Genomic DNA, 22,852 nt, shown 5'->3' with positions numbered 1-22,852 from the left:
CCGCGGCGGTGCGCATCAGCGCCATGCCGCCGGGGCGCGATCCGGTGAAGCCGACCGCCTTGACGCGGTGGTCGGCGACCAGCGCGGTGCCTGCCTCACGCGTGGCGGGGAGGTAGGAGAACACGCCCTCGGGCAGATGGCACAGCGCCGCCGCGCGCTGGATCGCGCGGGCCACCAGTTCGCCGGTGCCGGGATGGGCCGAGTGACCCTTGACGATGACCGGACAACCCGCCGCGAAAGCCGCGGCGGTGTCTCCGCCTGCGACCGAGAAGGCGAGGGGGAAGTTGCTGGCGCCGAACACCACGACCGGGCCAAGCGCGACCTTGCGCACGCGCAGGTCCGGGCGCGGCAGCGGCGCGCGCTCGGGCAGGGCGGGATCGATGGTGAGGCCCGCCCAGCTGCCTTCACGCAGGACTTGCGCGAAAAGGCGCAGCTGGCCGGCGGTGCGGCCCCGCTCGCCCTCGATACGGGCGCGGGGAAGGCCCGTCTCGGCTATGGCGCGTTCGATCAGGATGTCGCCGATCGCCACGATCTCATCGGCGATGGTTTCGAGGAAGACAGCGCGGGTTTCCGGGTCCAGTTCGGCGAAGGCGACCGCGGCCTCGTCGGCCAGCGCACAGGCGCGTTCCACTTCCGGCAGGCCTGCGGTGGTGAAGCGTGGTTCCAGCGCCGCGCCGGTCGCGGGGTTGATGGCGGCATAGCTTGCCTGCGTGTGGGTTTCCTCGCGGCCGATGAGTATGGCGCCGGTAATCATTGCTGCATCCCCTCAGGTCAGGGCTTTGCCCGTCCGTTTCGTACGTCCATTCCGGATCTGCCCGAAGCCCCCCGCTGCATTGCAACCGCAGGGCTTCATCGCCGTCCAAATATGAATGATAGCGCTATCTTTCAAGAGGAGGATTGTCAATGGCTCGTGATCGATCGGGGGGCGGGGAGAGCCTGACTAGCAACTCTTGAAACAGAAAAAGTTAGATTGGCGAACCAATTCCCCAAGTCGGCGAGCTTCGATTCTTCGGAACGGCTTGAACAGGAGATTGCGACTATGTTCTGTGTATCGCTGGTGGGCGTGCTCCGGAAGGCCGATCTCGGACGCAAGGACGTCTTCACGATCATTCTGGTTCGTAACCACATGATCTGAAGTAGTTGGCGCATTCCGGGGGCTGGAAGATATCGACGAGTTTGCCGATCAAGCTCCACAGGCCACTGACGGTACGCTCGCCCGCTTTACGGAGTATGGCTTTGAGGCCGGAAAATGCTTTCTCGATCGGGTTGAAGTCGGGGCTGTAGGGCGGGAGAAAGCGCAGGGTGGCGCCTGCGGCCTCGATGAGCACTTGCACCGATGCGCGCTTGTGGCTCGACAAGTTGTCCATGATGACGCCGTCGCGAGGCCGCTGTTCGGAGACGAGGACCTGAGCGACGTAGGCTTCGAACCAGTCGCCGTTGATCGGCCCATCGAGCACCATGGCCTCGACCATGCCGGCCATGCGCAGGCCGGCGACCAACGCGGTGATCTTGCCGTGGCCGTGCGGGAAACCCATCCGCAGACGTTCGCCTTTGGGGCAGCTACCGTAGCTGCGGGTCATATTGGTCGCGGTCTAGGTTCCGTCGATGAAGACCAGGCGCTCCGGTTTGAGGTCGAGTTGACCTCAAACCAGTTCTGACGCTGCTTCAGGACGTCGGGTCGATCTTGCTCTATCGCATGGCCTGTCTTTTTTTCCCGTGAGATTGCCCGGTCGGCGCTTCTCGGAATCGAGCTCTCCAGGCTGACGCCGACTTATGCGCGCGCGCAGCGCCTCGCAGAGCCCGAATTCACGGAGAAGGAACAACGCCTGACATATCCCGCCAACGGTCGAGGTGAGCCGATCTCCCTCCAATTTTCAAATTGGCGGTAAGGAACACGGCAGGTTTGGCTTCTCAGAAGCGCGATAGCCAACATTGCTAGGCGGCTATCGGTCGAGATTGGCCGGTCATGCACGGAGTAAGCGTGATCCAGAAAGTTGTTATGGGCAGGCACAAAAACAAGCAGGTGCTGTTGTAAGGTACGGGTTCTGCTGTACCAATGAAATAGTAACAGTTTGGAATATCGGATGAAGTTCGGGATACTCGCCGGCGGGTTGCTTATGCTTTCTCCTTCGATGGGCCTGGCCCGTACCTCGCAGTGGTGGTACGTGGCGCAAGGCGCAGACAAAGTGCTGTTCGTCGATGTTGAATCGATCGAGCGGGACGGTGACATTGTTCGATATGATGCCAGCCAAATTCTGCGCGAGCCCGGTAACCCCGCGGCCTCGCTTCGCGCCTTCATGATCGGAGACTGCCGCAAACGCACCGAAACGTGGGATCTCGTCCTTCGTTACGGCGCCGATGACGAACGCCTCGACAAGTCGGCGCTGAGCTACCCAGGGCCCAACCCTATCGCGGCGGGGTCAGTAGGCGAGGCCCAATTGAAGTTCGTCTGCGCTGCCGATCGAACCCAGACCGGCGGGTTCCCTCTGGCGATCGACCAAGTCGCTTTCGCCGAAGCACTGATTGCCGACACCGAGGCTTTGGTTAGCCCGGCGGACCATCATGAGCAGATGCGCGCAGACCCTGCGGTGCCGGTCATCCGATCTTCGGCACCGGCCCCTGCCACATTCGGAACACCCCAGGCGATCGCCGCCGGTCAGGCCGTAGTCCCGCCGCGTGACTACGGCAAAGGCGTGGGCATACTCGAGGCCGGCGATTACGATACAATGGAAAGCGGTACGATCTACGATATCGCTTATCTCGGGATCGAGGAAGGAGAGCTGGCCTTCGACTTGCGCGGTTACAGCATCGGGGATCTCGCGCACGCCAGCAGCGGGCAGACGATGCGCTTCCCGGCTTCGCAGAAGACAATCCGCATCCGCGACATCGAAATTGCGGTTCTGGACGCCACGCCCCGGAACCTGCGCTTCCGCGCAAGCCTTGCCCCGAAGGATACCGACGACATGCCTTTCGTCTGCGCCGATCCGGCATGCACCGCGCCATGATCCGCGCCGCCGCATTGTCGGTGGTCTTAGTTGGCTTGCCTGCCGGGCAGGCTCAGGCGCAACAAGTCGAGGTGATCGATCCCGTCGCCGAGCTGAAAGTCATGTGCCAGAACAATGACGCCGGCGCTTGTTCGCGCCTCGGCAACCGGCTGCTCGAAGGCGATGGCATAGCACGCGACGATGCCTGTGCGCTGGGCGAGGCGGAAAGCTGCTTTACGCTCGGCCGGGCCTATCAGACCGGCAACGGCCGCGACCTTCACGACGTTAGGGGCATCGCTCTGCTGGAGCACGCGTTGGCGCTTGATCCGCTCACGTCTTCCGCCGGCCCCGCAAGAAAAGCCCTCGCCATATCAAAGGCTGCGCTTGATGACATTTCCGTGCCGCCCGCGAATAACGATCAACCAGCCGGCCACGAACAGAATAAAGGATAGGACGATAGCGTCGGCCGCCACATCACCGAGCACGTCCAGCCGCAGTTCCGGTAGCAGTGACAGCTCCAGCGGTTCCTCCGGCGACGGGTCTTCGGGCGGCGGGGTGGCGGTGGCGGCGGATCGGGATGGTAAGAAGGATGCGGTACATGTCTTGGTTCTGTAAAGCCGTGCCAGCCACCTTGATGCTGGGCGCGGTTCCGGCGGCCGCATCAGAGTGGTGGTACATCAACAGCGGCCCCGGCCGTGTCGTTTTCGTGGATGCGAAATCTGTCGAGCGGCGCGGAGACGAGGCGCGCTATTGGGCGATGCAAGTAATCCGGCCCGGCGAACCGGAAGTCACGGTAAAAGCGCACCGGCGCGTGCTGTGCGACAAACGCCGCATTCAAACTTTGCAAATTCTGTATTTCGACGAGGCCGGACGCCCGATCGACAAGGGAGCCGCGCATACGTCCCCCATGGAAACGGTGCCGCCCGACAGCTTGGGCGATGCGGAACTGCGCTTTGCCTGCGGAGATGAAGCGCACCGGGTCGCAAATGATCTCTTCCCACTTGCGATCGACGAAATCGAGTTTGCAGAGGCACTGATCGCACACGGCAACAGGCCGTCCGATGCCCATGATCTGCATGAAATGCTTTCCGTGCGGGAAGTGGATACCATCGCGTCTACACCGCCAGAGAATCCTACTGTGCCTGCCCCTGCGGGGCCGTATGATCTGACCGAACCGGCATCGGAGCAGGCTTCTGATGATGATGCGGCCGAAATCAGGCAGCTTGAAGATGCTTGTGCGGGCGAAGTGGCAAGCTCCTGTGCCGAACTGGGCACCCGATACGCGCAAGGCGATCACGTGGCTCTGGATCCGGCGCGTGCTGCGGTATTCTATGCCAAGGCTTGTGCAGGCGGCGATGGCAGCAGCTGCACAAGCCTTGGCATAGCCTACCACACCGGCAATGGCGTCCCTGCGGACGCCCAGCAGGCGACCGCTGCTTTCGCGAAAGCCTGTGAGTTGGGCGGGCCTGCTGATTGCGGCAATTTTGGCCTTGCCCTGGTGAAGGGCGAAGGCATCGCGAAGGACGCCCCACGTGCGTTCCGGTATTTCAGGGCGGCCTGTGACGCCGATAACTTTGCCAGTTGCTCCAGCCTTGGCGCCGCCTATTCGCTGGGCGCGGGGGTAAAGGCCAGCAAGCGGCGCGCCAGGCGACTGTTTGAAAAGGCCTGTGACGGCGAAGATGCCGGCGGCTGCTACAACCTTGGTGTGGTTTACGATCAGGGGCTGGGCGTGCGCAAGAACGCCCATCGCGCCGCCGCACTTTATGTCGGAGCCTGCGATCAGGACGATGGCGCAGCCTGCGGCAATTTAGGCACGTTGGTTCAGAACGGAAACGGTGCTGGCAAGGACGCAGGACGGGCCACCGAACTGTTCCGCAAATCCTGCGATCTGAACGATGCCGACGGGTGCCTCAACCTTGGCCGTGCCTACAATGCAGGAGCAGGCGTCGATCGGGACCGGGAACAGGCAAGTGTCTATTATCGCCGCGCCCTGGAAATCGAGCCGAACAAGGCAGATGCCCGCCGCGCGCTCAACGATTTGGCGGAACGCCCGGAATGAGGCGTGTAGAAGCCGTTGCTGCAGTCGACGCTGTGTGGACGGCTCTCCGTTGGCAAGTGGCATATTGAGCTTTGCGCCGTTGGTTGGTGCGGCCATGTGTCGAGCCTATTGGTGCGGCACATATTACCGCTGGCCATAATGCCATTAGCGCGGCTCGGGTCCCGACCATTCTCGCGCACTCGAGGTGCTGGGTCGAAACATGGGTTTTCCCGATCCGGCGGTTTCAACCGACTTTGTGCATTAGCTCCTGTCCGCCCTTCCCAAGATCGTAAGCGCTGAGCGCTATATTCTATGCAATCTGCGGGTCGCGATACCGTTCGCCGTTGGTCATCATCGCCCAGATCATGCGGGCATTGTTGTTGGCAAGCGCCACGGCGGCAACCTTCACGTTCTTTCGCGCAAGCAACTGCACGAGCCAAGGCCGCTTTGACTTATGGCGCTCAGCAAAGCGAATGACCGCGATGGCGCCGACGATGAGCATCTGGCGCAAATAATGATGTCCAGCCTTTGTGATGCCACCGAGGCGCTCCTTACCTAGGCTGGAGTTTTGTCGAGGTACCAGACCAATCCACGCTGCTAGGTCGCGGCCTGAGCGAAAGATCGAGGGATTTGGGACAGTCGCGACGATCGCACTTGCCAATAGTGGCCCCACGCCTGGTATCTCCATCAGCCGCCGGCCGATTTCCGTTTTTCGCGCACTTGCCATGATCCGGCGATCATTTTCGAGGATCTGCTCTTTCACAATGCGCAGTTGGGCTGCCAGCATGTCGAGGCAAGTCCCCACCTCTGCGGGCAGTCTGGCATGATTTGTATCAGCTACGATATCGAGAAGCTGGTCAATTCCATTCCTGCCGATCGGGGTGACGATGCCGAATTCCGCGATGTGCGCCCGCAAGGCGTTCGATAACTGGGTTTCAGCAGGCGACTGCGCGTCAATCGCTGGCGCAATACCGCTACACCATCGGCATCCACACCGTGCACCTGGAACACGTTCTTCGCTAGGTCCAAATCAATCGCCGTGACTGTTCCCAGCGTGGCTCTCCTTCCGGCTCATCCGCAGGTCATCTTGCGGGAGGGTTGGAGAGCCGTCCACGTCATCATTCTCGGCCGCTCAGCCAGCCCTTTCCAATACCCAGGTGCAGACGGCAGCTCTCCCATTCTGGATAGCTTAGACTGGCCGATCCCGGCCGTTTAGCCGCTGATTTTTGATTCCGACTAGCTGCGATCGGCTTACTGGACTGCTAGTATCATAAGCCTCTGGAAAACTCAGTTCAGTTCCAGGCGCAAAACGGTATCACTAGCTGTCGCCGGGAGGAGTTTCGCTGGAGCTTGAGAGCAGCACGCCGTTGAACAGGAACTTGAAGGTCGCGAAAGGCTGTCCGCGCTGGGTCACTTCCGGCCCCATCAGGAACACGCGGCCCTTGCCGAGCCCGCCCTCGACGATGCCCGCGCCGCCGTTCAGCAGCTTCTGCCCCCAGCCCCAGCCGGAGACGAGCGGGTCCTCCTTGTCGAACCAGCTGACCTTGCGCACCGATGGCCCGTCGGCGCGGAAGACCGGGTTGTTGTTGTAGAACAGGTTGACCGTGGGTGCGACGCCGAAGGCCAGGGGATCGCTGCTGTCGACTTGCGCGCTCAGGATCGATCCGGGGACGTAGAAACTGTTGGAGGAAACCCGCTTCACGGTGCCGTCCGGCCCCTTGGGCGCGAGCAGGTTGGTGACCGGCAGGCCCAGCGCCTCGCCGATGCGGGTGGAGTTGCCCACCGCGACGACCGTGCCGCCCGCCTTGGTGAAGGCGGCGACTTGCGGGAAGGTCGTCTCGGGCGTGATCTTGCCCAGCATCTTGCGGTAGGCGACCGGAATGTCGGCGGCAGCGGGCTGCGGGCGCGAAGGACCTTCCTCGCGGCCGAGCACGTCGCTCTGGAAGACGAGGACGTCGTACTTGGCCTTGAGCCCGCCCTTGTCGAGCGCCTGCGGGTAGACCAGCTCGTAGGGGAACTCGTACTGCTCGAAGATCCAGCGCGTCCAGCCAGAGGCCATCGAGCCGCCATAGACATCGACAAGGCCGATCTTCACCGGCTTGACCGCGACCGTCTCGCCCGCAGGCTTCGCCGCGACGGCATGGGCATCGAGGCCGAGCGGCGCGACGGCGGCATCGACGATCGCCTTCGCCTTGGCCGAGGCGGGTATCCACACCGCCCCGGGGGCGAGCGCCTTGCCGTCCATGGTCAGGCCCTGCTTCATCCAGAACACCGGCAGGCCCGCCTTCAGCAAGCGGTTGGTCAGCGTGTAGCTGTTGTTGACGCCGTGATCGACGATCCAGCCTGCCCCGCCCGAACCCAGCACGCGGCCCGGCGGCGGCGCGGCGATCTCGTCGGCGACCAGCGGGAACCCAGGCGGCGGCGCGTCGAGCACGCGGTCGAAGGCGACGTTCATCTGCAGCGCCAGCGTATAGCCGGTGACGTCGTAGGGCTTGATCGGCGGCCCACCCTCATAGGCGAAGTCCTGCGGGTGGTCCTGCGGCTCGAACATGTCGAGCACGTGGGGGCGGAAAGCCTGGTCGCTGCGCACGACGTAGCTGCCCGCCGGGTAGCTTTTGCCCTCGAAAGTGAAGGCCGACGGCGCCTGCTGCACCTCGATCCCGGTCTTGATGAGGGCGTTGAGGAAGCGCACCGTCGTCGGCATGTCCTGCTGGCGGTCGGCCGGGATGATGTAGGCACGCGGCGCGCGCTTCTCGGGCGCGTTGAGCACGGTCTTGTAGAGGCTGGCGGGCAGGATCTTCTCGTTGCCCCATCCGAACGTGCCTGCGGTTTCCTCCGGCCCCGGCTTGGGCATGGTCTTCGCCGCGTCCTTCGCCGCCTCGATCCGCTTGGGCGTCACCACCCAGCTGTCGGTGCTACCCTTGGCGATCTGGTTGCGGCCCATGACATAGCGGTTGTACTGGATCGTCTCGCGGTAGCGCGAGGCGTAATCGAGGATCGCCCGGTCCATCTCCTTCACGTAGTCGAGCGACTGCTGGAAGTGCCATTCCTGCGGCGCGATCGGCAGTACCTCGTCCTGCCGGGGGAGCTGGTTTTCCGGCACGAACGGGATCTTGAGCGGGGTGGGATTGCCGATGATCTCGGTCAGAATGCCGATCTGGTTGTGGAAGTACCCGATCGTGCGGATGCCGCCGTTGAACCATGTCGAATAAGGCGCGGCCGAGCGCATCGCCGAGCCGCCCATGCCCTTAGCCACCAGCCGCGCATGCATCATCTGGCCGACCACGTCGGTCTGGTTGATGACCAGCGGCTCGTTGTTGAAGTTGTAGGGGTCGCGGAACGGCGGAATGAACACCACCGCGCCCAGCGGCCCGGTCTGGTGCTGGTTGTAGAGGATCTGCGGGAACCACTCGCGGTATCCGGCGCGGTTCATGTTGGTCGTCTCGGGCTGGGTCGAGGCGAAGCTGTCGCGGTTGTTATCGTGGCCGATGTACTTCTGGTAGAGCACCGGGATCGAGTCCGTTGTCAGCTTGTGCGGATCGGCCATGTACCAGTCGGCGACGAGTTCCAGCCCGTCCGGATTGGCGAAGACGAACAGCATGATGTCGTCACCCAGCAGGCGCAGGGTCTCGGGATCATTGCGCGTCAGCATCTCATGGATGATCTGGACGTGGCTCTGCGCGTTGACGATCTCGCTGGCGTGGAGCCCGGCGTCCATCCACACCATCGCCTTGCCCTCGGCGGCGAGCGCCTTGGCGGCATCGTCGTCGAGGCCCTTGGCCAGCGCCAGCTGCTGCGAAATCCGGCGGTATTTCTCCAGATTGCGGATGTTATCGGGCGAGGAGACGATCGCCATGTACTGCTCGCGCCCCTCGGCGGTCTTGCCGATGGAGACGACCTTGATGCGGTCGCTCTCCTTGACGACCTGCATCAGCCACTCGGAAATCTTCGTGTAGTCGGCGAGGAAGTAGTCGGCGCCGACCTTGCCGCCGACGATCTTCTCGGGCGCGGTGATCGCAGCGCTGGTCGCGGGCGCGTCCTGGGCCAGAACCGGCGTGCTGAGCGGGAACGAAAGACACGTGGCGGCAAGCAGAAGATTGCGACGGGACATGGCGTTACTCCTTCGCGGCGCGGAACGGACCGGCGGTGGGATGAGAGACGGTAAAAAGCCGGGGCGGACCGCTGGAGAGGCCCGCCCCGTCAGGATGGGTCAGCGTGCTTCGGCGAGGGTCAGGACCGTTGCCAGGCCGACCGCCATGTTCTTGAGGTCCTCGGGCGGGTTCATCTTCATGCCCTCTTCCAGCGAGTGCGCACGGAAGGTGTCGAACCCGGAGCCGAGGGTGACGGCCTCGACGCCCATGCTCATCGGGATGTTGCTGTCGGTGGACCCGGCGCCGTACTTCGGCGTCACGCCCGATCCCTTGGCGACGGCAGTGGCGATCTTGATGATGCGCGCATCGAGCGGCGTGGTGCCGACCGGGCGGTCGCCGATCAGCTTGGCGTCGTAGGAGATCTTGCCCTTGGCGGTGGAGCGCGCGGCGTTCTCCGCATCCACCGCAGGCTGCAGCAGGGCGAGGAACTGCTTCTCCTCCGCGTCCAGTTCGGGCTTGCCGTTGGAGCGCATGTCGATGGTCATGGCGGTGGCGAAGGGGATCGAGTTCACCGAAGTGCCGCCCTCCAGAATGCCGACGTTGTAGACCGTCTTCGGCTCCGCAGGGGCCTTGATCTTGCCGAATTCGACCATCGCCTTGGCCATCGCGAAGGCCGGGCTGACGATGCCGAAGTCACCCATCGAGTGGCCACCCGGCCCGTTGAACGTCACCTTGTAGCGGCGCGATCCGGTGCCGGCATTGGTGATGCGCCCCGGCTGCCCCGGCTCGAACGAGATAAAGTACTTGATCGCGTCCTTGTACTTGCCCTTCTGGAACAGGTAGCGCGAACCGCGCAGGTCGCCGGGGCCTTCCTCGCCGACATTGCCCATGAACAGGATGTCGGCCTTGGTGGTGTAGCCCGCCCGGTTCATCGCGCGGATGAAAGCGAGCAGCACCGGCAGGCTGGAGGTATCGTCGCCGATGCCGGGCGCGTAGAGCCCGTTGCCCTCGCGCCGCACCTTCACATTGGTGCCGCCGGGGAACACCGTGTCGAGGTGCGCGGTGACGACGATCAGCGGACCGCCTCCGGTGCCCTTGCGTAGCCCCATGACGTTGCCGACCTCGTCGCGCTCGACGTCGGTGAGCCCTTCGGCCTTAAGCATCGCCATGTAGGCGGCGCCACGTGCGTCTTCCTTGAACGGCGGCGCCTCGATCTCGGTCAGGGTGATGATGTCTTGGATGATCTTGTCGTAATCGCCCTTGAGCGACGCCTTGGCCTTGGCGAACTTTGCCCCGCCCAGCAGCGTGGCAGCGGCCTTGTCCTCTACCGTGGCAGCCTGCGCCGCCGGAGCGGCGAGCGCGATCGCGGCGGTTGCGGCCAGCAGTGTGATACGCATCGTCAAATCCCCTGTACTCGAAACGAACTTAGAAGTTGCTGTAGATCGTCGCGCCCAGCGTGCGCGGGGCGGTCGTCGCCCAGTAGTCCGGCACGCCCGCAGCGCTCGAGATCGAGTTCACGCCGATCTTGTTGAACAGGTTGCGCACGTAGAGGAACACGCCCATCCGGTCGTTCTGCACACCGGCGCGCAGGTTCACCATCGAGTACTTGCCGAACTCGCGGTAGAGGCTGTTGGTCGGCCGGATCTGCGAGGTCATCTCGCCGGTGTAGGTCCAGTCCGCGCGCAGAAGCCCCTCGAAGTCGTTGAAGGCCGGGAAGGTGTATTCGGCCCCGGCGCTCGCGGTAGTGCGCGGAATCAGCGGCAGGATGTCGCCCTTGAGGCCCGATGCCGTGACCTCGGCGCTGACCTGATCGGCGGTCAGGCGCGGCTTCACGTAATGGAAGCTCGCGTTGAGGTTGAGCCCCGAAACCGGCGCCGCGCTGGCCTCGACCTCGACGCCCTCGATCCGCGCCGAGCCGACGTTGCCGATATACGAGAAGTTGCCGTACGTCGCGCGAACCGAGGTCTGCAGGTTGTTCCAGTCGATGCGATAGGCGTCGATGTTGAAGGTCAGCTTGCGGTCGAACCACTGCGTCTTGAAGCCCGCCTCGTAGTTCCACAGCGAGTCCGCCGCGTAAGTCTGCGCCGATTCCGGAATACCCGGCGTCAGGTTCGCGCCGCCGGGGCGGAAGCCCTGCGATGCAGTGGCGTAGAACATCACGTCCGGGGTGATCTTGAGGTCCAGATTGTACTTCTGGATCAGCCCGTTCGCATTGGCGGACACCTCGGCATAGGCGCTGGGAACCTGCCCGTTGAAGTAGTTGTAGCCCAGGTTCTCGCCGCCCACGGTCTTCTTGTAGTCGTAGTAGCGCAGGCCCGCCGTCAGCGTCAGCGGCTCGAAGAGATGATAGCTGATCTCGCCGTATACCGCGGTCTGCTTGACCACGTCGGTGACATAGCGCGAGCCGAGATCGACGGTCGGCTGCTGCGGCTCGCCAGTGGCGGGAATGCCCGCGAAGACGAGCGTATCGACGCGGTCGTCGCGGTCCTCGCGGAACAGGCCGAAGGTGTAGGTCAGCGGCCCTTTGCCGTTCGAGCTGAGGCGAAGTTCGTTGACGTAGTTGCGCACGAAGCGCGGCTGGTAGTTGCCGATCGGCTGCTGCCCTGCGGCCCAGTTCTGGTAATCCGCCCGCAACTGCGCGGAGGTCAGCCCCCCCGCGCCGGTCGCGCAGGTGCTCGAACTGGTCGTCGCTCCGGCGCTCGTGCCCTGCAGCAGCGAGCCGCCGTAGGTATTCTGGAATAGCCCGCAATAGCGATTGGACGCCGCGATGCTGGCGTAGTTGTCCGAGTTGTCGTTGGTCTGCCGCACGTCCCAGCGGTAGTACGAATTGTTCAGCGCCAGCGTGCCGATGCCGGTCTCCCACTTCGTCTCCAGCGCATAGAGCTGCAGCTTGTCGTAGGCCGGCGAGGCGACTTTCTGCTCGGACACGAACTCTCCCACCGAAGGCGCCCACTGCGAGGTGCCGTCGAATTTCTGGGTCTGCACGATCGTCATGAAGTTCATGCTGAGCGTATCAGTCGGCTGGAAACCCAGCTGGAAACGCGCGCCTTCGAGCGTCGAGCGGTTGAGGTCCTCCTTGCCGATCGTCGGATCATCGACATAGCCGGGGTTCTGCTGGCGATAGAGCACCAGGCGCGCGGCAAGCATGTCGGAAATGATCGGCACGTTGACCGCACCTTTCAGCGAATAGCCGAACTCGCCGTGCTCCACCGCCTCTCCGCCGAATTCGGTCGCGCCCTCGTACTTGGTGAGGTCCGGCTTCTTGAAGATCACGCGCAGGGTGCCCCCCATCGAGCCCGAGCCGTAAAGCGTGCCCTGCGGCCCGCGCAGAACTTCCACTCGCTCGACATCGAAGAGGTTGAGGTTGGGCGTCACGCCCGAAGGATCGGAGCTGGTGCCCGACGGACCCGTCAGCGGCGTCTCGCCGTAGTACAGGCCTACGGTGCTTTCGCCCGCTGTCTGGATACCGCGAATGGAGATGCGGGTGCGGCCCGATTCACCGGCGATCAGGTTGAGCCCCGGCACCTGCCGCACGACGTCGGCGATGCCCGTGGCGCCGAGGTTCTGGAGGGACTTCTCCGACAGCGCGGTGATCGCGACAGGGGTGTCCTGGACGCGGGTGGCGCGGCGCAGGGCGGTGACGACGATGTCGCCGACGCCATCGCTAACTGCCTGTTGCGGAGCCGTTTCCTGCGCTTGCGCCCCCAGCGGCAGAGCGAACAAGGATACGGAAATCAAGAATGCAGCGCGACCGTATTGAGTGGCCATGATTGCCCCCTGTTGCAGCCGGCCCATGCTCCGCCCGCGATGCCGCCGATGCCTTGGCGATCTCCTGCGCGCTGCGGATTGGACCCGGTTCGTTGTCGAGGTTTCCCCTCCCGACACACGAAAGCTGCGGGCCTTCACCTGTCACGAAGCTGTCACTGCCACGCCCTTTTCCAAAAAGAATCTTGCCCGGCGCGACAGGTTGATGACAGGTTCCATTCACAGACTGCCGAATCAAACGGCATGAAATTGCGCCGGGACAGGGCCGGCACTCAACGATACACAAAGGCACTCAAAGGCACCTCACGGCGTCTGAAAAGTGCCCGAACAGGGACAAGAGGATGCCGCAACTCGTGTGAGGGAGTGAGTTGTTGCGGATACTGATCGTGGAAGACGACGAGCGCTTGGCGCGCGGCATGGAAGCCTCGATGAGCGCGGGCGGCTTCGTCGTCGACGTCGTCGGGAGCGGCGAGGAGGCGCTCGACGTTCTCGCCGCCGAAACCTACAATGCCGTGATCCTCGATCTCGGGCTGCCGGACATCGACGGGCTGGAAGTTCTCCAAACGCTGCGCAGGGGCGGCGACTCGACGCCGGTGCTGATCCTGACCGCGCGCGATGCGGTGTCCGACCGTATCGCCGGGCTCGACCGGGGGGGCGACGACTACCTCTCCAAGCCCTTCCACCCGCGCGAGCTGGAATCGCGGCTGCGCGCGCTGATCCGGCGCAGCCAGGGTACTGCCGACCCGGTGCTGCGCGTCGGCGACCTCAGCCTCGATCGCTCCACCCGCGTCGTCGAACTCAAGCGCTCGGTGCTCGACTTGCGGCGCCGGGAAATGGCGGTGCTGGAGACGCTGATGGGCCGACCCGGCAAAGTCGTGACCAAGCAGCGCCTCAATTCCGAGGTGTTCAACTTCGCCGACGCCGTCGCCCCTAATGCGCTGGAGGTCTACGTCGGCCGCCTGCGCCGCAAGCTGATGCCGGATGGGCCGACGATCCGCACCATCCGGGGCCTCGGCTACATGCTGGAGACCTGATGGCCTCTCTGCGATCGCGCCTGACCGCTGCGGTGATGGTGCCGCTGCTGGCGCTGGCGGTGACCTTCGGCGGCATTACGTGCTGGATGATCCAGCGCTCCGGCGCGGCGACCTCCGACCGCATCCTCGTCGGTTCGGTGCGTCTGCTCAGCCGCGCCGCCGATACCGAGGACGCCGTGCGCGACAAGGTGCTGCCGCTGGCCGTCCATCTGCTCCAGCGCCGCTCCGCGCCCGTCACGCACTACAGCATCTGGGACGGCACGGAGCTGATCGCGGGCGAGCGCGGCCTCGTCCCGCCGCCGCTGTACGACACGCGCACCGGCCGCACCACGCAGCGCCTGCCCGCCGCCAGCTTCCCGCGCACCTACCGCAATACTCCGCTGACCGGCGGCTACGTTGACCCGCGCGATGCCGACGGCGTGATCCAGCCCGGGTACTTGCGCGACAGCACGCTGGGCGGCAAGCCGGTGCGCATCGCCACCGAGATCCGCCGTCTCCACCGCAACGGCCACGCGGTGGTGGTGCAGGTGGCCGACTTCGTGGATGATCGCTGGGCCTACCAGCAGACCTACTTCCTGCGCGTGCTGGGCGCGGGCGTGCTGATCGCGATGACGGCGGTGCTGCTGTTCTACTGGGCCATCACCTGGGGCCTCAGGCCCTTCGCCTCACTCACCGGGCAGATCGAGACCGCCCGCCGCGAGCCGCCGCCGCAGTTCCGCCTCGCGCTGGAGGAGGACGCCCCGCGCGAGGCGCGGCTGCTGGCCGGGTCGTTCAATGCCCTGCTCGCCCGCACCGAGCGCGCGGTGGATTCGCTCAAGCAGTTCACCGCCAATGCCTCGCACCAGATGCGCACGCCGCTCGCCGTGGTGCGCGTCCATCTCGACGTGCTGGAGCGCTACGGCCCCGCCTCCCCACGCGGCGCGGCGGCGCTGGAAGACATCGGCAACGCGGTGCTCTCGCTCGAACGGCTGCTGCTGCAACTGATCGCCCTCGCCCGGACCGAGGAGCAGGGCATAGCCGAGGACGCCACTTTCGACCTTGCTGCCGTCGCCGCCGACCTCGTGGCCTCGCGCATCGACCAGCCGGGCTCGGACGGCCTCGACATCGGTTTCGAGGCGCCGGATCACGGCCCCGTTCTCGCCAGCGGCCACCCGATCCTGGCCGCCGAGATGATCGGCAACCTGTTCGACAACGCGGTGCGCTACAACCGCCCCGGCGGCACCGTCACCGTGCGGGTGCTGCACCGCGCCGGACGTGCGTGCATCGAAGTGGAGGACGACGGCCCTGGCATCGCCCCGCAGGACCGCGAACGGGTGTTCGAACGCTTCTACCGCGCCCGCAGCGAAAGCGATGCTGGCGGCAGCGGCCTCGGTTTGTCGATCGTCCGCGCGCTAGCCGAACGCATGGGCGCAGAAGTCCGGCTGGAGCCCGGCACGGATGGTCGCGGCGTGCTCGCCAGCATCGACTTCGCCGCGCCGCCGAGCCCTGACGACCGGAACGACGAGCACATCACCCAAGCCCAATCGGAAGCGCAACAATTCGCGCTCGCGACAGCTTGCTGACAGGGTTCTCGCGGCAGAACCCTCATCATGAGCCAGGCGCCTTCGGGCACGGCAACAGGATCACCGATGTCCGCAAATCCTTTCGTTCGGTCACTGCGATGATCGAGACTGCCCCCCCGCCTCTCCCCCCTTCCGCCGGCCATGCGCGCAGGCGTCTGCGCCCTCATCTGCAGGTGCGGCTGCTGGCGGGTTTCCTGCTCGGCATGGGCGGCGGCACGCTGGCCGGGCTGTTCGCCAGCGACTCCCCCGCGACCATGCTGCTGATGCGCTGGGTGGTGAAGCCGGTGGAGCAGGCGTTCCTCTTCGCGCTGTTCCTGCTGATCGTGCCGCTGCTGGTGTCGGCCATCGTCAGCGGCATCGCGCGGGTGCGCAACATGGCGGGAATGCGGCGACTGCTGCTCTCCACGCTGGCGCACATGCTGGCGGCCTCGGTCGCGGCGGCGCTGATCGGGCTGGCCATGGTCAACCTGTTCCGCCCTGGCGACGTGGTGCCAGCCGAGATCGGCCAGCAACTCCTCGCGGCAGGTCACTCTTCCGCACCGCCGAGAGGCTTCGGCGCGCTGTTCTCCTACGCCGCCGTGGAACGGCCGATCATGATCGTCATCATCGCCTCGGTGCTCGTCGGCATGACCCTGACTTTCTTGCGCACCCGCCGCAGCGGCCACGTGCTCGCCACCAGTGAGCGGGTGTTCGATGCTGGAATGCATGTACTCGGCTATGTCGCACGGCTGGCGCCGGTCGCGGTCGCCGCCTTCATGTTCGACCTGACACTGGTGTTCGGCTGGCACCTGCTGCTCTACCTCAGCGCCTATGTCGGCGTGGTGGTGGCGGCGCTGATGCTGCAGGTGATGCTGACCTTCTTCGCGGTCGTGTGGATGCGCGGCGGGGTGACCCCGGCGGCGTTCCTGCGCGGAGTGCAGGAGCCGGCAGTCATCGCCTTCTGCACTTCTTCGTCCAACGCCACTCTGCCCAGCGCGCTGAAGGCTGCCGAATTCGACCTGCACCTGCCGCCCCGCGCGGCGCGCCTCGTCCTCGGCATCGGCACCATCGCGAATCAGGGCGGCACCGCGATCTACACCGCTGTGACCGTGCTGTTCATCGCCCAGTTCTTCGGAATGGACCTCTCGCTCGGCAAGCAGGGCGTGGTGCTGGTGGTGGCCGCGCTGGCGGGAATGGGTACGATTGGGGTCCCCGCCGGATCGCTTCCCACCGTTGCCGCCGTTCTCGCGATCACCGGCCTGCCGCCCGAGGGGATTGGCTTGGTGGTCGGCGTGGACCGGCTGCTCGACATGTTCCGTACCATGGTCAACGTGGTTGGCGATATCTCCATCGCGACCGCCGTATCGCGCGACCAGCATGGGCGCTCAATGCCCGTGATTTAGTGTGCCCGCTCCCCCACGCCTGCGGCGCAGCTCGCCAGCGTGACGTATCGCAAATGCTATGGCCCAGTCGCAACGACGAAGCAGTGCCCGGCCAATGCCCTCGAGAAGGGTGGAAGCGGATCGATCGCCGAACATTTGCTCGAAGCGCGGGCGGATGTTGTTCTGGGTGGCTGCGCTGCGACCTTCGCGGGGACCGCTGCCGCTGGGAAATTTAAGGGTAAGACCCTGTGCCAGCAGGCACAGTCGCGTGGCTATCTCGTTGTCCGCAACGCAACCGAACTCGACGCGGTGACGGCCGCTGACCAGTCCAAGCCGGTCCTCGGCCTGTTCTTCGGCCGATGCCGGCATGGGGTAGCGCGGTGGAAGGCGCCGCTGCGATGCTCCAGCGCGTCATTGCAGCGGAGGGCTGAGCCAGCGGGCTGCGCTCGCGCGAACGATGCCGCCGGTAGAGAAGCATCGGGGTTCGCGCATCGGACGCAGCCAGCTGCAGGCGCCGGGTGACGGTCTGGTCGGCGGCTTTGACCTCGGCGATGACGCAGGCCAGCGATCCGTCGCGCAAAGCATCTTCGGCTAGTGCAAGGACTTCGGAATCCTTTCTGCCCTGGGGATTGAGCACCTTGCCGGGCCGAGCCCGACCTGTTCGAAGCCCGGAGCATACAGGTCGATGCGGCTAAGCGCCCACAGCACGGTCATGCCCTGATCGGCAGCAAAGCGCGCGGCGAGGCCCGCAGCAATCAGGGTGGCGGCAGCATCGTCGCTCCAGCTGGCGCTGGCGCCGGCGATCTCGTGAAGCGCAGCGCCATCAAGGCCGCCGCTGGCGAGGCGCGTGTCGATTTGCGGCAGGCCGAACGGCAGCACCGGGCCGCGCGCTGCCTGCACCTGCGCGATCTGGGCGCGTAGTGCGGCAAGGTGCTCGGCAGGCAGCCGGGAGGGAAGGGCGGTTTGCAGGATTATTGGTCAACAGCGACTCATGTGTTCGCTATATGTTTCATTCTGGCCGCCGCTGCGTCAAGGTGTCGGGCCATGCAAACGAGGGAGGAGGCCGCTAAGCAACGGGTTGAGAAAGAAAAAGAAATTTCAGGTAAACCGTTGTGCTCAGTAGTGTCCTCAAGGAAGGGGACGCGCTCGGGGGCTGTTGATGGGCGGGTTTCCTCGCGGTTCGCGCGCAGTTGTGTGACGCGGTATTGTTCGGCGAGAGCGTGTTCACTGGCTGAGCGCCGGGCCCCGTGCCCGGCACTCATAAGCTGCTCAGCCACAACCACGTGGATCAGAGCACGGTCGATCCTAACGTCCCGCGCCTTAGCCTGCCCGCAACACGCTCGCAGCGGGCGGATTGCGGCTGCAGGATAGGATCAAGCCTGTTTCCGCGTGGGCTCTGCAAATCCGCTGGGCCGCGCGACTTTTTGCTGTTCAGCTGCCCGCCGGTCGGTGTAGCGCTTGTAAACGTGCCCGCCTGCGACTGCGGTGATGAGGCCAAGGGGGCCGAGGCGGCGTATCACCATCGGCGCTGCAAAGCCGAGCAAAGTTCCTCCAGTGCCGCTCACCCCTGGACGTGCTTTGCGGCCTTGTTTCCTGCGATTGCGCTGATGACCTTGCCAAACATGGGAATCCTCCTTGTGTGCGTTATGCAAGAGACCGGCCGAGAATGGTTCCGCGCGCGATGTTATCCGGGTAATTCGGGCACCGGATGCGTTTCACATATCCACAGGCTGTGGACAAAGCGGCCTCAAGGCGCGTTCAGCGTGAGTATGCGACTTTGAACGCGGTTTCGGCTGTTCCATGGTGGAAGGCCGCGAAGCTCGAAAAAAACGTAGCTTTGCGAACCATAGACATCGACAGGACGAACTTCTCATGAACAACAGCGATCTCGCCGACGCCATCGCCAACGATCACGGCATTACGAAAGCCGACGCCCGTAAGATTGTCGACGCCGTCTTTGAGGCCATCGGCAGCGCGGCGGCCAAGGGTGAGGAAGTCTCGCTCAACGGCTTTGGCAAGTTCAAGGTCAAGGACAGCCCTGAGCGTGAAGGCCGCAACCCCGCTACCGGCGAGGCAATGACCATCAAGGCTTCGAAGAAGCTGACCTTCACGGTCGCCAAGGCGGTCAAGGACAAGCTCAACGGCTGATACAATACGGTGGCGGCACCGAGCCGAGCGCCGGCGCCGCCACCATGCATGATTTCCTTGACCAGCTTCCGAGGCCGAGCGGCATGATCGTACGGATAACAGTGGGCAGCAACGCTGATCTTCTTGAATGGTCGGCTCTGCGCACGTCGCTCTGGCCAGATGGCTCGGAAGCAGAGCACCAGGAAGACGTGGTTCAGCTAATGGCGGAGCCGCAGCCTTTCATTGGCTTCCTGGCGCGCGATAAGCACGGCGCGCTTGTCGGATTTGCGGAAGCCGCAATGCGCGTCGATTACGTCAACGGCTGCGAAACTTCACCGGTCGCTTTCCTTGAAGGGCTATACGTCGTGGAAGAATGCCGGCGACAAGGCATCGGGCGCGGCTTGGTGGACGCCGTGGAAGCATGGGCTCGTAGCATGGGCTGCGCTGAACTCGCCTCGGATGCCATGTTGGACAACACCGTGTCGCATGCGATGCACGCAGCGCTGAAATTCGAGGAAACCGAGCGAGTGGTGTATTTTCGCAAGGTCCTGACGCCGATGCCGCTGTTAAGCTGAACTGCTCCAGATGAAGCTTCGGATGTCGATTGACACCTTTTTCCGCAGCTTGTTCACCGTGTTATCAACAGGCCGTACATCTATGGGGCATGCCGGGCATTGATGCTGATCGGCCGCCGCCAATCCGACGATAGGAGTATCTGCTGGCCGATCGTCTCATAGGAACACGCGCCGTTGACGCATTGTCGTAGTCGGGCGTGCCTCAGATCGAGGTGTTCGCTATATTTACCCTTGAAAAGCACTGCAACCGCGTCGATCCATGACAAATTGCCATAAAGGCAATAGCTCAACGTCGTCGTTATAAATCCGAGAGGGGCAAATCGATGCCTGACACCGAACCGACTTCCGATATTGCTGCACTCACCGTTCAACTTCTGAGCGCGTATCTCGCCAACAATACGGTCAGTGCCGATGATCTTGCCGGGCTCATTCGCTCGACACGGGCCGCTCTGGTCGAAGACAGCACCCCTGAACAAGCAGAACCCGAAACACCTATCTTCACGCCCGCGGTTTCAGTGCGCAAGAGCCTGGCGTCGGCGGATCACATTCTCAGCCTCATCGACGGCAAACCTTACAAAACGCTCAAACGTCACCTGGCGAGCAACGGCCTCACCCCGGAACAATACCGTGAACGCTACAACCTGTCCTCGACCTATCCTATGGTCGCGCCGTCATTCGCGGCGCGGCGCCGCGAGATCGCCGAAAAAATCGGATTGGGGAAACGCGAGGCGGCTGCTGGCAGTTCGGCTATGCCAAGCCCAACTTCCGCCGACGTAAGCGCAGATCTGAGCCCTTCAAGTGAACCCGCATCCGCGCCGGTAAAGCCCAAGCCCGCTGCAAAGACAAAATCGGCGGCAACGCCGAAGCCAAACCAGCGCAAAGCTGCGTCGAAAACTGATGTGCGGCAAGCACCCGCTTCTTCGGTCGCCGCCCCTTCTTCCGAGCCCGTGAAGGAGGCAGCGAAGGCTGCGGCGGAGCCTGCTCCGGTATTGCCAAAGCGGCGCATCGTAAAAAAGGCTGGGAAAGGGCTCGCGAAATCTCCGTCTGCCGCGGCTGAAACGGGAGCCGTCCCAGCGGTCGAGATACCTTCGAACACTGCTGAGCCGGAAACCGCCGCGCCAAAGGTCGAAACCGCTGCTGTTGCCTCTGCCGAAACGAGGAAGCCAGAAAAGGCCGCGACCGGCGCCAAGACGCGGAGGAAGCAGCCGGTAAAGCGTATGACACGGACACCTCAGCCAGCGAGAGGGTCTGCTGCCTCAATTCCAGTGGTGGAAGAAACTGCCGAAGTGGTCGAAAAGCCGAAGCGCCGGCGCAAGCTCGGCCTATTCGGGAACGAGGCCGCTGAGGCAACCACTGCGGTTGAAACGACCGTACCCGCTGTCGCGGAGGCTAAACCGCGCCGTAAGCGTCAGGCCACTAAGGCCAAGTAAAGCTGTCGGACCCGCCACTCTGCCGCGACAGGCGGCAGAGTGGGATGGGGAGGTTGGCGTTCCCTACCAGACAGCTTCGCACTACCGACGATCCAATGGTAGTTCCTGGTCGCCAACCCATAACGCCGAACCGAAGCCGTTATCCATTCTCGCCACCACGCGCTCCTTTAGATCTGACGAAGCGGCGCGCCTTGCAGGGACATTGGCCTTCGATACAACACCGTAACCTCGTCATGTGCCGAGAACGTTCCTATCTGTCTGGGGCATGTGAAGCTGATCGAAGGAACGCCTGAGAATGCCCCAGCAGTTGAAGATCGATTTCGTGTCCGATGTGGCCTGTCCCTGGTGCGTCATCGGACTGAAGGGCCTGGAAGCCGCCCTTGAGCGGCTCGAGGGAGAAGTCACTGCCGAGATCCATTTCCAGCCGTTCGAACTGAATCCGAACATGGGGAGCGAGGGGCAAAACCTGCGTGAGCACATTGCCCAGAAGTACGGATCCACGCCCGAACAGTCGGCCGCGAGCAGGGCGGTGCTTCAGGAGCGCGCCGCAAGCGTCGGCTTCACAATTGCGATGAACGACGAGAGCCGCATCTACAATACGTTCGACGCGCATAGGCTGCTGCATTGGGCGGGAGAACAGGGCCGCCAATCCGAACTCAAGCACGCGCTGTTCGAGGCGTACTTCACTCAGGGCGCCAATGTCTCGCGCCATGAAGTGCTGCTGGACGTGGCCGCGCGTGCAGGCCTCGATACGTTGCGCGCGGCGGAAATCCTTGCCGGAGACGAATTCGCTTCGGCAGTCCGTGATGACGAGGAACTCTGGCGCTCGCGGGGGATCTCGAGCGTCCCGGCGATAGTCATCGACGAGAAGTACCTTGTGTCGGGCGGCCAGCCAGTCGAGGTGTTCGAGGACGTGTTGAAAAAGATTGCCGCAGAACGGGTTGCAGTCACTCAGTAGCCCTGGACGGCACCTTGATGCAGGCCGATGTCGTTACCTTTGCGGCTTCGGTATGGCTGGCTCCGTCCGGGTGAAGTCGATGAAGGCCCGGAGCGGAGGGGGAAGCTGGCGGCGGCTGGAGTAATAGAGCATCGGCCCCGAAAACGGCTCGTCCCACTCGTCGAGAATCCTTTCCAGGGCTCCTGACTGCCTGGCTGGCCCGAGCCAGTCTTCGAAAAGCCGCACGACACCAAGGCCAGCCGCCGCCGTCTCGACCAGCAGGTCGCATGCCGATCCGGGCTGGATGAGCAGGGGGCCGGGAGGGTCGAGGCGGATCACTTCGTCGCCGCGCTCGAACTCCCAGGTGGCCCGTGCGCCACTGGAGAAGCGCAGGCGCAGACAAGCGTGGTCGAGGAGTTCACGGGGATGGGCGGGGCGGCCATGGGCGTCCAGATAGGCGGGAGCCGCCGCCGTGATTATCCTCTGCGACCGTGGCCCGATCGGTACGGCAATCATGTCCTGCTCCAGCCGTTCCTCGTAGCGGATGGGCTGGCGGGGGCGCCGCTCTTAATACCGTGCGCACTATCGCGGTCTTCCAGTCAGCCCGTGCTGGCCGCGCAAGTGAGCTTGGTCGCGTCAGAAGGTCGTAGCGGTCCTGAAGCCGAGCAGAACTGCGGTTCGCTGGCTCGAATTGCCGCCGGGATGGACGATCACCTGCGCATCGGGTTCAAGCAACAGGCCCGGCATCACGTTGATGGCGTAGAATCCCTCCACCCCATATTCCCGCCCGCGCACCGGCGTGTCCGTGCCGGTGGCGGCGCGGATGATCTTGTCCTGATTGGTAATGCGATCGTTGATGTGCGCCGTGCCGAAGGCGAGGCCGATCTTGTCCTTCGGGCGCGCCTTGAAGATGCCCGAGTATTCCAGCCCCATGCCCAGCGCATTGCT

20 protein-coding genes and 1 pseudogene are annotated in these 22,852 nt (G+C 64.0%); 12 read left to right on the top strand and 9 right to left on the bottom strand.

Annotated features, from left to right (window positions below):
• Together HWN72_RS25345 and HWN72_RS25340 are read right to left on the bottom strand one after the other, a co-directional pair.
• Positions 1–754 (bottom strand): aldehyde dehydrogenase family protein (locus HWN72_RS25345; protein WP_211151686.1); only part of this gene is annotated, 754 nt, incomplete at its 3' end.
• Positions 755–1,106: 352 nt separating this feature from the next.
• A pseudogene (locus HWN72_RS25340) lies at positions 1,107–1,729 on the bottom strand (IS630 family transposase); the annotation flags it as partial.
• 355 nt (positions 1,730–2,084) lie between these two features.
• Here HWN72_RS25340 and HWN72_RS25335 point away from each other — a divergent pair.
• The 3 genes from HWN72_RS25335 to HWN72_RS25325 all read left to right on the top strand — a co-directional run bounded on the left by HWN72_RS25335 (position 2,085) and on the right by HWN72_RS25325 (position 5,043).
• The gene (locus HWN72_RS25335) at positions 2,085–3,005 is read left to right on the top strand and encodes a surface-adhesin E family protein (protein ID WP_051587231.1); all 921 of its coding nucleotides are present in this window, start codon (positions 2,085–2,087) and stop codon (positions 3,003–3,005) included.
• A complete protein-coding gene (locus HWN72_RS25330) occupies positions 3,002–3,436 on the top strand; it encodes a sel1 repeat family protein (RefSeq protein WP_155986489.1) in 435 nt (144 codons plus the stop codon). Before HWN72_RS25335 ends, HWN72_RS25330 begins: the two co-directional genes overlap by 4 nt.
• A gap of 146 nt (positions 3,437–3,582) precedes the next feature.
• Positions 3,583–5,043, top strand: a complete 1,461-nt coding sequence (locus HWN72_RS25325) for a tetratricopeptide repeat protein (protein ID WP_162177439.1) — start codon at positions 3,583–3,585, stop codon at positions 5,041–5,043.
• Between the two features lie 289 nt (positions 5,044–5,332).
• Here the strand turns inward: HWN72_RS25325 and HWN72_RS25320 are convergent, their stop codons facing one another.
• The 4 genes from HWN72_RS25320 to HWN72_RS25305 form a co-directional block, all read right to left on the bottom strand.
• Positions 5,333–5,980 carry an IS110 family transposase gene (locus tag HWN72_RS25320; protein ID WP_375154544.1) on the bottom strand — a complete coding sequence of 216 codons (648 nt, stop codon included), beginning with the start codon at positions 5,978–5,980 and terminating at the stop codon, positions 5,333–5,335.
• A gap of 360 nt (positions 5,981–6,340) precedes the next feature.
• Entirely contained in the window at positions 6,341–9,133 is a 2,793-nt protein-coding gene (locus tag HWN72_RS25315; protein WP_051587232.1) for a M14 metallopeptidase family protein, read from the bottom strand.
• A gap of 99 nt (positions 9,134–9,232) precedes the next feature.
• Positions 9,233–10,510, bottom strand: coding sequence for a M20/M25/M40 family metallo-hydrolase (locus tag HWN72_RS25310; RefSeq protein ID WP_051587233.1), 1,278 nt, complete (start codon positions 10,508–10,510; stop codon positions 9,233–9,235).
• 28 nt (positions 10,511–10,538) lie between these two features.
• Complete coding sequence (locus HWN72_RS25305) at positions 10,539–12,851, bottom strand: TonB-dependent receptor (RefSeq protein ID WP_211151685.1); 2,313 nt, start codon at positions 12,849–12,851, stop codon at positions 10,539–10,541.
• A 398-nt stretch (positions 12,852–13,249) separates the two neighbouring features.
• Here HWN72_RS25305 and HWN72_RS25300 point away from each other — a divergent pair, with 398 nt between their 5' ends.
• From HWN72_RS25300 to HWN72_RS25280, 5 genes are all read left to right on the top strand, one after another.
• Positions 13,250–13,912: a response regulator gene (locus HWN72_RS25300; RefSeq protein ID WP_036530782.1), complete on the top strand. Its 663-nt coding sequence runs from the start codon at positions 13,250–13,252 to the stop codon at positions 13,910–13,912.
• On the top strand, positions 13,912–15,474 hold the full coding sequence (locus HWN72_RS25295) for an ATP-binding protein (RefSeq protein WP_081799248.1): 1,563 nt from the start codon (positions 13,912–13,914) through the stop codon (positions 15,472–15,474). Before HWN72_RS25300 ends, HWN72_RS25295 begins: the two co-directional genes overlap by 1 nt.
• A 98-nt stretch (positions 15,475–15,572) precedes the next feature.
• On the top strand, positions 15,573–16,856 hold the full coding sequence (locus HWN72_RS25290; protein ID WP_155986490.1) for a dicarboxylate/amino acid:cation symporter: 1,284 nt from the start codon (positions 15,573–15,575) through the stop codon (positions 16,854–16,856).
• 39 nt (positions 16,857–16,895) lie between these two features.
• Positions 16,896–17,357, top strand: coding sequence for an alkaline phosphatase (locus HWN72_RS31345; RefSeq protein ID WP_236727506.1), 462 nt, complete (start codon positions 16,896–16,898; stop codon positions 17,355–17,357).
• Positions 17,293–17,430 (top strand): hypothetical protein, encoded by a 138-nt coding sequence (locus HWN72_RS25280; protein ID WP_211151687.1) that lies wholly within the window; start codon positions 17,293–17,295, stop codon positions 17,428–17,430. The genes HWN72_RS31345 and HWN72_RS25280 overlap by 65 nt, the downstream gene beginning before the upstream one ends.
• Here the strand turns inward: HWN72_RS25280 and HWN72_RS25275 are convergent.
• Complete coding sequence (locus HWN72_RS25275) at positions 17,427–17,735, bottom strand: hypothetical protein (protein WP_051587235.1); 309 nt, start codon at positions 17,733–17,735, stop codon at positions 17,427–17,429. The two genes, HWN72_RS25280 and HWN72_RS25275, sit on opposite strands and share 4 nt — an antisense overlap.
• Before the next feature lie 972 nt (positions 17,736–18,707).
• On the opposite strand from HWN72_RS25275, the gene HWN72_RS25270 reads away from it, so the two are divergent.
• The 4 genes from HWN72_RS25270 (at position 18,708) to HWN72_RS25255 (ending at position 21,925) form a co-directional block, all read left to right on the top strand.
• Entirely contained in the window at positions 18,708–18,983 is a 276-nt protein-coding gene (locus tag HWN72_RS25270; protein ID WP_036530793.1) for an HU family DNA-binding protein, read from the top strand.
• An 83-nt stretch (positions 18,984–19,066) separates the two neighbouring features.
• Complete coding sequence (aac(6'), locus tag HWN72_RS25265) at positions 19,067–19,537, top strand: aminoglycoside 6'-N-acetyltransferase (protein ID WP_036530796.1); 471 nt, start codon at positions 19,067–19,069, stop codon at positions 19,535–19,537.
• 323 nt (positions 19,538–19,860) lie between these two features.
• Positions 19,861–20,967: a MucR family transcriptional regulator gene (locus HWN72_RS25260; protein WP_211151684.1), complete on the top strand. Its 1,107-nt coding sequence runs from the start codon at positions 19,861–19,863 to the stop codon at positions 20,965–20,967.
• A gap of 295 nt (positions 20,968–21,262) precedes the next feature.
• Entirely contained in the window at positions 21,263–21,925 is a 663-nt protein-coding gene (locus tag HWN72_RS25255) for a DsbA family oxidoreductase (protein ID WP_069709403.1), read from the top strand.
• 33 nt (positions 21,926–21,958) lie between these two features.
• Here HWN72_RS25255 and HWN72_RS25250 read toward each other — a convergent pair whose 3' ends face one another.
• Both HWN72_RS25250 and HWN72_RS25245 read right to left on the bottom strand, forming a co-directional pair.
• Entirely contained in the window at positions 21,959–22,450 is a 492-nt protein-coding gene (locus HWN72_RS25250) for a LysR substrate-binding domain-containing protein (RefSeq protein WP_269078916.1), read from the bottom strand.
• Positions 22,451–22,540: 90 nt separating this feature from the next.
• Positions 22,541–22,852, bottom strand: a 312-nt coding sequence (locus HWN72_RS25245; protein ID WP_211151683.1) for a carbohydrate porin, incomplete at its 5' end; no start/stop codon positions are given.

This window comes from Novosphingobium sp. HR1a (assembly GCF_015594425.1).
GTDB classification, from domain to species: Bacteria; Pseudomonadota; Alphaproteobacteria; order Sphingomonadales; family Sphingomonadaceae; genus Novosphingobium; species Novosphingobium resinovorum_A.
Note: the sequence above shows the minus strand (reverse complement) of the source record. Positions and strands in the feature narration are given on the sequence as shown.

Bases quoted from the DNA above. Each gene is read 5' to 3' on its own strand.
- HWN72_RS25335 (WP_051587231.1), top strand. From the start codon at position 2,085: ATGAAGTTCGGGATACTCGCCGGCGGGTTGCTTATGCTTTCTCCTTCG.
- HWN72_RS25330 (WP_155986489.1), top strand. From the start codon at position 3,002: ATGATCCGCGCCGCCGCATTGTCGGTGGTCTTAGTTGGCTTGCCTGCC.
- HWN72_RS25325 (WP_162177439.1), top strand. From the start codon at position 3,583: ATGTCTTGGTTCTGTAAAGCCGTGCCAGCCACCTTGATGCTGGGCGCG.
- HWN72_RS25315 (WP_051587232.1), bottom strand. From the start codon at position 9,133: ATGTCCCGTCGCAATCTTCTGCTTGCCGCCACGTGTCTTTCGTTCCCG.
- HWN72_RS25310 (WP_051587233.1), bottom strand. From the start codon at position 10,510: ATGCGTATCACACTGCTGGCCGCAACCGCCGCGATCGCGCTCGCCGCT.
- HWN72_RS25295 (WP_081799248.1), top strand. From the start codon at position 13,912: ATGGCCTCTCTGCGATCGCGCCTGACCGCTGCGGTGATGGTGCCGCTG.
- HWN72_RS25290 (WP_155986490.1), top strand. From the start codon at position 15,573: ATGATCGAGACTGCCCCCCCGCCTCTCCCCCCTTCCGCCGGCCATGCG.
- HWN72_RS25280 (WP_211151687.1), top strand. From the start codon at position 17,293: ATGCCGCCGGTAGAGAAGCATCGGGGTTCGCGCATCGGACGCAGCCAG.
- HWN72_RS25270 (WP_036530793.1), top strand. From the start codon at position 18,708: ATGAACAACAGCGATCTCGCCGACGCCATCGCCAACGATCACGGCATT.
- HWN72_RS25260 (WP_211151684.1), top strand. From the start codon at position 19,861: ATGCCTGACACCGAACCGACTTCCGATATTGCTGCACTCACCGTTCAA.
- HWN72_RS25255 (WP_069709403.1), top strand. From the start codon at position 21,263: ATGCCCCAGCAGTTGAAGATCGATTTCGTGTCCGATGTGGCCTGTCCC.